The following is an 8,730-nucleotide window of genomic DNA, read 5'->3' on the forward strand; positions in this document are numbered from 1 at the left end:
CTGGTCCGGCCGTCGGCCGTGGTGCGCGGCTGGGTCGGGATCGCGGCGGCGGCGCTCGCCTGGTCCGCGGCGGGCCGGCCGCCGCCCTGCTGCGCCACGGCGACGGCGGCCAGTCCGCCGACCACGGCCAGTCCGACCGCGCCTGCCGCGCTCCGCAGCAGGAGCCGTCGGCGCCGCTCGGTGCGATGTTCGGCGGCCCGGGCGGCGGCGGCCTTCGCCCGGCGCTCGGCACCGGGGCGGGGCCCGGGGGTGTGGTGCGGCTGATCGGCCATGGTGCGGTCCTGTCCGTGGGGGGCGGGGTGAGGGGCATGTCGTGGAACATGTAGTTCAAATTTGAACTCACATTCGACGGTACCTCCGGATCGGGGTGCGGCCAAAGGACGTCGTAACGTGACGTCCGAAATCCGCCGGTCGCGGCTCGCGGGAACCGGCACAGTGGAAGGCGTACACCGCCGCCCGTGAGAGAGGTCAGCCCCGTGACCAGCACCGTTTACACCACGATCGACAGCCCGCTCGGTGAGCTGCTGCTCGTCGGAGAGGACTCCCCGACCTCGCCGGGCGGGGTGGTGCTCCGCTCGCTCTCGATGACCGGGCAGCGCCGCACGGTCACCGTCCAGCCCGACTGGCGGGCCGATCCGGCGGCCTTCGCCGGGATCGCCGAGCAACTGCGCGCCTACTTCGCCGGGGAGCTGAAGGACTTCTCGGTCGAGCTGAAGGCCGAGGGCACCGAGTTCCAGCGCCGGGTCTGGCAGGCGATCGACACCATCCCGTACGGCAGCACGACCACCTACGGACGGCTCGCCGAGCAGATCGGCGCGTCGCGTGCGGCGGTCCGGGCGGTCGGGACGGCGATCGGGGCCAACCCGCTGCTCATCGTGCGCCCGTGCCACCGGATCATCGGCGCCGACGGCTCGCTCACCGGCTACGCCGGCGGGCTGGAGCGCAAGGAGTACCTGCTGGCCTGCGAAGGCGCCCTGCCGCCCACCCGCGGCTGACCGGCGGGACACGGGTCGGTGGCGGACGCCCCGGCAGGTGATCCGACCTGGGCAAACATCAGAACGCCTCCTCTGCGCAAAGACGGAGCCGGGTGCGATCGATCGCGCACCGGCTGCTGGGGGCCGCCCAGGCGAGACTGCACCGCGCGCTCGCCCGGACCCGGGTGCGGGTTCGGCCGGGCAGCCGGGTGCACTACTCCAACTTCGGGGTGGGCCTGCTGGGTCGGTTGCTGGCGGAGGGCGACCGGGGGCCGTGGGCGGTCGGCACGGGCTACGCCGACCTGCTCGCCGAGCGGGTCACCGCTCCGCTCGGGCTGACCGGGACGGGCTGCGGCCCCGACCCGGTCCGGCAGGCGGTCGGTCACTGGCACGGTCGCCCGGTGCCGCCCTGGCGGATGCCCGCCCTGCCGGGTGCCGGCGCGGTCCGCTCCACCGCCCGCGACCTGGCCCGCTACCTGAGCGCCCACCTGGCACCGCCGGGGGAAGCGGAGGGCGGTGGGCTGGCCACCGCGCTGCGCGAGGTACAGCGGCCCCGGCTGGTCCGGATAGGCACGCCGGGCCGGGACGGGCTCTGCCTGGTCTGGAACCTGCGCCGGCTCGGGGCCCGGGAGCTGTTCTTCCACTCTGGTGCCACCAGGGGCTTCACCTCCTTCGTCGGGTTCTGTCCGCAGGCCGGTGTCGGCGTCGCCGCGCTGACCAACACCGGCCCCACGGTGGAGGGTCGGTTCACCCAGGCCGCCTACGGGCTGCTGAGGTCACTGCTGTAGCTGGCGGACGCCGTGCGGGGGCTTGCTGCGCGGTCTACCACCAGTCGGTGCAACTGATCGCCTGGTCGAGGGTCAGCCCGCAGGCGCGGAAGCGGTAGTAGGGGTCGGAGCCGGTGGCCTTGGCGGCGGAGGTCTTGGAGCTGTCGTCGCCGTGGTCGACCGTGAACGGGCCGCACTGCAGCCAGGTGTGGCCGCCGTCCTGGGTCCAGTCCATCCAGACGCTCTCGCCGGACCTGGTCTCGCCCTCGATCTTGGCGAAGCCGCGGCCGCCCGCCGACTGGAGGCTGATGGTGTCGCCCTGGTGGGAGACCGAGCGCTGGACGCTGCCCGAGGCGTTGTCCGAGACGTCGGCGAAGCCGTTGGCGCCCCCGGCGCAGTCCGCGGCCGAGGCTGCGGCGGGACCGGCGGGGGCGGCGACGAGCAGGCCGGCGCCCAGGGTGAGGGCGGCGGTGATCGCCGCGGCGCGGAGGGTGGGCACGCAGGACATGGTGGGGGGCTCTCTCTCCTCGGTGGGATGCGGTGGATGCGGTGGAGTCGGGTGGGCCCGGTGGATCCGGCCGGGCAGCGGACGCGGGGTCGGCTCAGCAGGTGGGCACGTTGTCGAGCCAGGCCGGGCCCGGGAGGTAGATGTTGCTCAGCCAGGCCTGGTAGTCCGGCAGGAAGGACCAGGCGTCGTTGGTGACGCCCTCGGCGGTCACGCTCTGGGCGTGCTCCTGGCAGGAGACCCGGACCGTGGTGGCTCCGGGGAAGGCGTAGACCCGCGGGCTGTCGGTGGACGGCTGGGCGTGGGTCCAGACGCCGCTGCCCCAGGTCTGGGCGGTGGGCCCGGTCACCGGGCCCGGGTCGATCCGGACCGCGCCGAAGTAGTCGTCGCCGAGCCGGACGTCGCTGACCATGACGTGGGTGCCCGACTGGCGGGCCTCGACCATCTTGCCGGCGCCCAGGTAGATGGCGATGTGGTGCAGGTCGTCGGAGCTGCCGTAGGCGAGCAGGTCGCCGGGGAGCAGCGGGTCACTGCCCTGGGCGGCGGTGAACCGCTGCGCCGCGTGCAGGGTGTAGTACTGCTGGCCGGCGTCGCCGTTCAGCAGGTCCTGGCCGGTGGCCTGGGCGTACGCGTAGCGGACCAGGCCGGAGCAGTCGAAGCCGAACCGCTGGCCGTCGTCGTTGCTGGCCGGGTCGACCCCGTCGGGCTCGCCGTAGGTCGGGCCGGGCGAGGGGCCGTGGCCGCCGTTCCAGGTGTACCAGAGGCCGACCTCCTGGCAGGCGGCCCGCACGGCGCTCTCAGCCGTCGCCGAGGCGCCGGGGACCAGCGGCGCGCAGTCGGTGTCGTCCGAGGCACCGTCACCACGGCCGGCCGGACCGGCCCGGTTGGGCGCGGGGCCGGCCCAGGCACTGGTCGACAGGCCCACGGCGGGGACCAGCAGACAGAGGGCGGCGAGGGTGGCGGCGATGGCGCGGAGCACGGCATGGGGACCGGCGCGGAGCAGGGTGAGCACGGCGAACCTCCCGAGGGCGGAGCGTGGAGCGGTGGCAGGGAGCAGCAGGACGACGGGAACGAAGGAGAGCGGCACGGGGCAGCTGGACGACGGGGGCAAAAGGCGGTGTGAGCCGGCAGCGCGGGGCGAGGGACCGTCGACCGGGGGAGTGGTGACGGTCGGTCAGCGCGGCGCTGCCGGTGCTTCGAGCGTGGTCGCCGGCACCCCGCGATGTCCAGCCGGTGCCCGTCGCCCAATCCACGGGAAACGGGAAACGCCTTGGGAAACCCCCACTGACCTGCGGGATCGAGCGGTCCTCAGCAACCCGGCCGATAGGGCTGATCGGGGACCAGCCGGCTCCACTGCTCGGGGCCGAGCGCTCCCAGCAGCCGGCAGATCCCGTTGCTGCGGTCCTGCGTGCTGGAGTCCCAGAGCCGGACCGTGCCGTCGCTGCCGCTGCTGGCCAGGGCCCGCCCGTCGGGGCTGAAGGCCACCGACCAGACGGCGTCGGTGTGGCCGGTCAGGGTCGCGGTCAGGCTGCGGTTGCGGGCGTCCCAGAGGCGGACGGTGCCGTCGTTGCCGGCGCTGGCCAGGGTGCGGCCGTCGGGAGCGAAGGCGATGCCGCGCACGGATCCGGTGTGGCCGGTCAGGGTGGCGGTCAACCGCTGCTCGGCCGGCGCCCAGAGGCGGACGGTGCCGTCGTTGCCGGCGCTGGCCAAGGCTCGGCCGTCGGGGCTGAAGGCGACGGCGCGCACCGATCCGGTGTGGCCGGTCAGGGTGGCGGTCAACCGCTGCCCCGCCACGTCCCAGAGCCGGACCGTCAGGTCGTCGCTGCCGGAGGCGATGGTGCGGCCGTCGGGACTGAACGCGACGGTGTTGACGAAGTCCGTGTGCCCGGCCAGCACGCCCGCCGCCCGGCGGCTGCGGACGTCCCAGAGCCGCACCGTGCGGTCCTCGCCGGCCGAGACGAGCAGGTGGCCGTCGGGGCTGAACGCCACCGCGAAGACCGAACCCTGGTGCCCGGTGAGCACCGCGAGCTGGGTGCGGGTGGCCAGGTCCCAGAGGCGGATCGTCTCGTCGGCCCCGGCCGAGGCGAGCAACCGTCCGTCCGGACTGAAGGCGATCCCGAAGACCGAGCCGACGTGCCCGTCCAGGGTGCCGGCCAGGGTGTGCCGCCCGACGTCCCAGAGTCGCACCGTGTGCCCGGCGTCGGCGGCGGCCACCGTGCGGCCGTCGGGGCTGTAGGCGGTCTGCCAGATCTCGGTGAACGGGTGCACGGTGAGCGCCGCCGCGCCCGGCCGCCAGAGCGCGGCCGTCTGGTCGAACCCGGCGGTGGCGATCACCTGGCCGTCCGGGCTGACCGCCACCCCCTGGACGTAGTCGGTGTGGCCGCAGAGCGTGGCGGTGATCCGGCGGGTGGCCAGGTCCCAGAGCCGGACCGTGCCGTCCCCGCTGGCGCTCACCAGGGTGGCGCCGCCGTCGGTGTAGGCCACGCCGTTGACGTCGTCGCTGTGCCCGGTGAGGGTGGCGATCGATGCCCCGGAGGCGGTGTCCCAGAGCCGGATCGTGCGGTCGGCGGAGGCCGAGGCGAGGGTGCGGCCGTCCGGGCTGAAGGCGACGCCGAGCACCTCGTCGCTGTGGCCGGTGAGGACGCCGACCGGGGTGCGGGCCGCGGTGTCCCAGAGCCGGATCGTGCGGTCCGCCGCGGCGGAGGCCACCAGGTGACCGTCGGGGCTGTAGGCCACGGCCTGGATCTCGTCCGTGTGACCGGTGAGTGCGGCGAGCAGCGTGTGGCTGGTGAGGTCCCAGAGGCGGACGGTTCGGTCGGCGCCGCCCGAGACCAGCGTCCGCCCGTCGGGGCTGAACGCGACCGAGCGCACCCCGCCGCCGTTGCCGAACAGCGTCACCGGCAGCCGACGGCCGGCCAGGTCCCAGAGCCGGACCGTGCCGTCCGTGCTGCCGGAGGCGAGCAGGCTGCCGTCCGGACTGAACGCCACCGCCCGCACCGATCCGCCGTGCCCGGTCAGGGTGGTGACCAGCTGACGGTCGGAGACCCGCCAGATCTTCAGGGTGCCGTCGGAGCTGGCGGTCGCCAGGTGGGTGGAGTCGGGGCTGAAGGCCACCGCGTTGACCGGCCCGGTGTGCCCGAACAGGCGGCCGGCGAAGGCCTGGGACTGGGTGCTGAGCAGCGCGCTGCGCGCCTCGGTGGTGGGCGCGGTCCGGAAGGCCGAGTCGGCCAGCAGCATCGAGGCCTCCGGTCGGCCGGCCGCCAGCGAGGCCGACTCGGCGGCCAGCGCCTTGGAGAGCGCCGACCGCCGCCCGGCGTCGGCGTCGACCCGCTGCCGGTAGGCGACCCCGCCCGCGCTGATCGCCAGCACCAGCAGCACCAGCAGGGTGACCAGCAGTTGCCTGCGCCGGCGCAGCTGCCGGCGGGCGGCCCGCTCCCGGTCCGCCGCCTGCTGCTGAGCCGCCGTCAGGAACGCGTTCTCGGTGGACGTCAGCTGGGCTCGCCGCCGCGGATCGCCCAGCTGCTCGGTGGCCACCGCCAGCCTGGTGCCTTGGTAGAGCAGGCCGGGATCGCGGTCCGCGCGCTCCCACTCGGCCGCCGCCTCGGCGAGCTGCTGGCGGACCAGCAGCCCGGCCCGGTCGGCGTGCAGCCAGGTGCGCAGCCGGGGCCAGGCGCGCAGCAGCGCGTCGTGGGTGATGAGCACGTGTCGGCTGTCGACGGTGAGCAGGCGCGACTGGACGAAGGCGTCGAGCACGTCGGCGGAGCCCGTGGGGGCTGCGGTCGCCGCGACGGCCCGAGCGGTGATCGGGTCGGTGCCGAAGGGTTCGGCGGCGGCGCGGAGGTGGTCGAGCGGGACCGGGTGGCGGGTCGGCTCGCTGTCGGTCGAGACGTGGACCAGGCGGAGCAGCAGCCGGCGGGCGGTCTGCCGCCCCTCGTCGGTGAGCCCGGCGAAGAGCCGCTCGGCCGTGGCGGCGATGGCGCCGCGCACCCCGCCGGTGCGCAGGTAGCCGGCCACGGTCAGGGTCCGCCCTTCGCGCTGCTGCCAGGTCGCGAGCAGGGCGTGCGAGAGCAGGGGGAGCACGCCGGCGAGGTCGGGAGAGTCGGATGGGTCGGGCGGGGCGTCCGGGCCGAGCGGGATGCCGGAAGCACTGTCACCGCTGCCGGCGGGGACGGCCGAGCCGAGGGGGGCGGCGGCCGGGGCAGCGGGCCGTTCCGGGGAGGTGGTGGGGTGCGGGATGTCCGCGAGGCCGAGGTCGCGGAGCAGGATCTCCACCAGACCGGGTTCGAGCAGCAGGCCGGCCTCGGCCGCGGGCCGGGTGATCGCCTGGTGGAGCTCGGCGGCGGTCATCGGTCCGAGCGCGAGCAGGCCGCGGCTGAAGACCGGGACCAGCTCGGGGTGGTCCAGACACCGACCGCAGAAGTCGGCCCGCACTCCGAGCACCACCGAGATCGGCGTCGGCCCGGGCCGGCCGGCCAGCTCGCAGAGGGCCTGGATGAAGCCGCGGCGCTCGGCGGGGTCGGGGCAGAGGGTGAAGACCTCCTCGAACTGGTCCACCACGAGGACCAGGCCGGAGTCGGCGGGGGCAGCAGCGGGAGCGCCGGCGGAGCAGCCGGGTGGGTCGGCGCGGGCCCCGGCGAGGGCCCGCCGGAGTGCGTCGAGCGGCCGGGCCGTCGGCGTGCAAACCACGGCCCGGCGCGTCGCGCCGTGCGCGCCCGGCAGCGCGCCGCTGCGGACCGCGGGCAGCAGACCGGCCCGGAGCAGCGAGGACTTGCCGGCGCCCGAGGGTGCGGCCAGGACCAGCGGCCCCTGCCCGACCCGCTCGGCCAGGCGTTCGACGAGCAGGTGCACGGCCGCCGCCCGTCCCGCGAACCAGCGGGCGTCCTGCGGACCGAAGGCGGCCAGCCCCAGGTAGGGGCAGGGCGGCGCGGGTTCCGGCGCGGCTGCGGCGGGGGCGGCCACGGCGCCGGTCGGTGCATCCAGGGGCGTGCACGGCAGTGCGGGGTCGGCCAGCTTCAGCAGTGCGCCCCCGGCGTCGAGCAGGCGGTCGCAGCGGCGGGCCAGGTCGGAGCCGGCCGGCTTGCTGCCGTTCTCGATCTTGCTCAGGTAGCCCTTGCTGTAGTGGAGCTGCCGGGAGAGCGCGCTGAGCGAGAGGCCGCGCTCGGTGCGCAGCCGGCGCAGCTCGGAACCGAAGTCGGGGGCGCCGGCATCCGGTGCGCCGAGCAGGGGGGAAGCGGGAGAGGAAGGGGTGGCGGCGGAGGGGACGGGAGGGTCCGTCGGTGGAAGCCGGTCCATGCGTCACCCCGGGGCCGCGGGTCGGAGCTGGCGGAACTGTCAGCGTCAGGTTACCGGCTGTGATGGGATGCTCCGGACCAGCGGCGACGACCCGTGGCAGCTATGTTGTACTCCGCAACCGGCCGGGTGACTGCCGGCCCGGGTCGGGCGGTACGGGAGAAGAGGGACGGGCGTGTCCGGGCGAGACGATTCGATCGAGGTCATCCAGCGGGAGCTCACCGCGTTCGCCCGCCGGGCCAGGCACAAGGCCTCCCAGCTGCACCCCGGACTCTCGCTGGTGATGTACAGCATCCTCGACCTGGTCAACGAGCGGGGCGGTTGCCGCGCCGCTGACGTGGCCGCCTACTTCATGCTGGACAAGTCCACGGTGAGCCGCCAGGTGAGCGCCCTGGAGAAGCTCGGCCTGCTCGGGCGCGAGGTCGACCCCGAGGACCACCGCGGCCAGATCCTGCGCCCGACCGACCAGGGCCTGGCGCTGCTGCGCGAGGCCTACGAGATGCGCCGGCAGTCCTTCGCCGAGCGCTTCACGGAGTGGACGGACGAGGACGTCGCCCGGCTCGCGGCCTACCTGGTCCGCTACGGCGCGGCGGACTGACCACCCCCCCGTCCCCGCAGCAGCCCGCAGTACCTCCCCGTAACAGCCCGCAGTACCCCCCCGCAACAGCCCCCACAACAGACCGCCGGCCGGTCGCGAGGTCCGAGGACCTGGCGACCGGCCGGGCGGTTCAGCGTTGTTCGGCTGTGGCGGCTGCGCGGTGGCGGCCGCTCAGCGCACTGCGGCGGTGGTGATCACCGCGTGATCACGTGGTGATCAGCGCGTCGATCAGTACGCCTGGTGGACCTGCCAGAAGGCCCAGGCCTGGTTCGGGCTGCCGTAGGTCTGGTCCATGTACTGCAGCGCCCACTTGATCTGGGTCGCCGGGTTGGTGGCCCAGTCGGCGCCGACCGAGGCCATCTTGTTGCCGGGCAGGGCCTGCGGCAGGCCGTAGGCGCCGGAGGACGGGTTGGTGGCGGTGACGTCCCAGCCGCTCTCGTGGCTGATGATCTGGTCGAACGAAGCCAGCTGGTCGGCCGGAACGATCTGCGCGGCCAGCGCCTGCAGCGAGGCGGGGCTGTTGTCGGCCGGCGCGGTGATCGCGGCGGCGGGCGCAGCCGGGGCGGCCGGGGCAGCGGGCGCGGCCGGCGCGGCGGG

At 75.1% G+C, this 8,730-nt stretch carries 7 protein-coding genes and 1 pseudogene; 3 read left to right on the forward strand and 5 right to left on the reverse strand.

Features of this window, described 5'->3' with window-relative positions; genetic code table 11:
• Positions 1-272: pseudogene (locus tag ACQRUO_RS36965) on the reverse strand (hypothetical protein); the annotation flags it as partial.
• Between the two features lie 204 nt (positions 273-476).
• On the opposite strand from ACQRUO_RS36965, the gene ACQRUO_RS36970 reads away from it, so the two are divergent.
• Positions 477-995 carry a methylated-DNA--[protein]-cysteine S-methyltransferase gene (locus ACQRUO_RS36970; protein WP_428320561.1) on the forward strand — a complete coding sequence of 173 codons (519 nt, stop codon included), beginning with the start codon at positions 477-479 and terminating at the stop codon, positions 993-995.
• 92 nt (positions 996-1,087) lie between these two features.
• Positions 1,088-1,762 carry a serine hydrolase domain-containing protein gene (locus ACQRUO_RS36975; RefSeq protein ID WP_428320562.1) on the forward strand — a complete coding sequence of 225 codons (675 nt, stop codon included), beginning with the start codon at positions 1,088-1,090 and terminating at the stop codon, positions 1,760-1,762.
• A 34-nt stretch (positions 1,763-1,796) separates the two neighbouring features.
• Here ACQRUO_RS36975 and ACQRUO_RS36980 read toward each other — a convergent pair whose 3' ends face one another.
• The 3 genes from ACQRUO_RS36980 to ACQRUO_RS36990 all read right to left on the reverse strand — a co-directional run bounded on the left by ACQRUO_RS36980 (position 1,797) and on the right by ACQRUO_RS36990 (position 7,538).
• Positions 1,797-2,240 (reverse strand): hypothetical protein, encoded by a 444-nt coding sequence (locus ACQRUO_RS36980; RefSeq protein ID WP_428320563.1) that lies wholly within the window; start codon positions 2,238-2,240, stop codon positions 1,797-1,799.
• Between the two features lie 103 nt (positions 2,241-2,343).
• Positions 2,344-3,258, reverse strand: a complete 915-nt coding sequence (locus ACQRUO_RS36985) for a C40 family peptidase (protein ID WP_428320564.1) — start codon at positions 3,256-3,258, stop codon at positions 2,344-2,346.
• 296 nt (positions 3,259-3,554) lie between these two features.
• Entirely contained in the window at positions 3,555-7,538 is a 3,984-nt protein-coding gene (locus tag ACQRUO_RS36990; RefSeq protein WP_428320565.1) for a helix-turn-helix domain-containing protein, read from the reverse strand.
• Positions 7,539-7,710: 172 nt separating this feature from the next.
• Here ACQRUO_RS36990 and ACQRUO_RS36995 point away from each other — a divergent pair, with 172 nt between their 5' ends.
• Positions 7,711-8,133, forward strand: coding sequence for a MarR family winged helix-turn-helix transcriptional regulator (locus ACQRUO_RS36995; RefSeq protein ID WP_428320566.1), 423 nt, complete (start codon positions 7,711-7,713; stop codon positions 8,131-8,133).
• Positions 8,134-8,361: 228 nt separating this feature from the next.
• Here the strand turns inward: ACQRUO_RS36995 and ACQRUO_RS37000 are convergent.
• Positions 8,362-8,730, reverse strand: a 369-nt coding sequence (locus tag ACQRUO_RS37000; RefSeq protein ID WP_428320567.1) for a transglycosylase SLT domain-containing protein, incomplete at its 5' end; no start/stop codon positions are given.

The organism is Kitasatospora sp. LaBMicrA B282 (genome assembly GCF_050325825.1).
GTDB lineage: Bacteria > Actinomycetota > Actinomycetes > Streptomycetales > Streptomycetaceae > Kitasatospora.

What these genes read in the sequence shown, in the direction of transcription:
- ACQRUO_RS36990 (WP_428320565.1), bottom strand. Translation starts at nt 7,538, where the DNA reads ATGGACCGGCTTCCACCGACGGACCCTCCCGTCCCCTCCGCCGCCACC.